General features: G+C 44.4%; 1 protein-coding gene. It reads right to left on the bottom strand.

All coding sequences use genetic code 11. The annotated features are described in order from the left end of the window. Window positions 1-1,154: ISL3 family transposase (locus AB4133_RS21405; RefSeq protein WP_372136287.1), on the bottom strand; the 1,154-nt coding region annotated here is incomplete at its 3' end. Window positions 1,155-1,237 lie beyond the last annotated feature (83 nt).

Raw genomic sequence — 1,237 nt, 5'->3', positions numbered from 1 at the left:
AAGAAGTAGTCGGTATCTCGATACCCATACCCCATTCGCTTGATTAGCTTTATCTTGTTGTTTATCCCTTCTAGGGTGCAGGTGTTTAGCGGATAACTTGCCGATGCGATAATACCGTGAAGATAAGGACTCAGTTTTCGTGCGAACTCTTTCAATGGCTTAATTCCACTCTCTTGTACTTGTGCCCACCACGCCTCCCAGAGCCCTTTAGCATGTGCTTCTGATTCACAATACCAAAGCTCTTTGAGCTGTGCCCCGAGTATATAAGTGGTCATTAAGTCCTTATTGATATTCAATATTTCTGTAAGATAGCTGTCTTGCCGTGGATTTAAGTTGCCTCTATTTTTCAACAACACCCAGCGTGAGCGCTTGACCCATTGCCTCGCTTTTTTATCTTGCTTGAGTTTGTTGGCTTGGTCGACTCTGACTCTATCCATTACCTCACGACCGAACTTAGCAACAACATGGAATAAGTCGTAAACGATTTTTGCGTTCGGGCAGTGCGCTTGAACTTCAAGGTCAAAAGCCGTATTCATGTCCATCGCGACCGCTTCGATATTATTGCCATGCTTGCCTAACAGCTCGAAGAACGGTCGTATGTCCTTGCGGCTACGGCCTAACCCTATCCAAATGACTTGGTGAGTCTTAGCGTCAGCAATGACCGTGGCATACCGATGTCCTTTAAAGATAGCGAACTCATCCATGACGAGTTGCCTTAGCCCCTCCCATTTCACTGACGGTACCACTTGGCGAAGTCGGCGTTTATCTATCTCTTTAATGGTGTGCCAATGTACGCTTGTTAACTGGGAGATATGCTTAATGGGAAGAAGAGGCAGCAGTTGTTCTATATAACTTTTTAAGCGCTTCGTTATACGAGCATAAGGCTCTAACCAAGATAGAGACTCTGTTTTTATGCCGCAGTCACGACACTTGATTCTTCGTGTTTGAACGGAAAGTTCAACAGGAACACCGAGCAACATGGCCTCTTTTACATGACGCCATTGATACTCATGAATAGCCTCGGCCTCGAGACCACAAAGGCACTTAGCCTCAGAGTTAGGTTTAAGAGTCAGGGTAATAAGTGATGCTGTCTGGTGAGACTTTACTATTTGAAAGCCTTCCCAGAATGAAGATAGGAAAGTATGATTCGGCATGAAAACGGTAGTTTGTGTATGATTTTTGTTTGGCGACTAAACCATATCACTTACTACCGTTTTTGTTTTTAGTTCCCGCTAAT

It is taken from the genome of Vibrio sp. 10N.286.52.F8, from assembly GCF_041468745.1.
Classification (GTDB): Bacteria; Pseudomonadota; Gammaproteobacteria; order Enterobacterales; family Vibrionaceae; genus Vibrio; species Vibrio crassostreae_C.
This window is presented reverse-complemented; position numbering and strand designations above follow the sequence as displayed.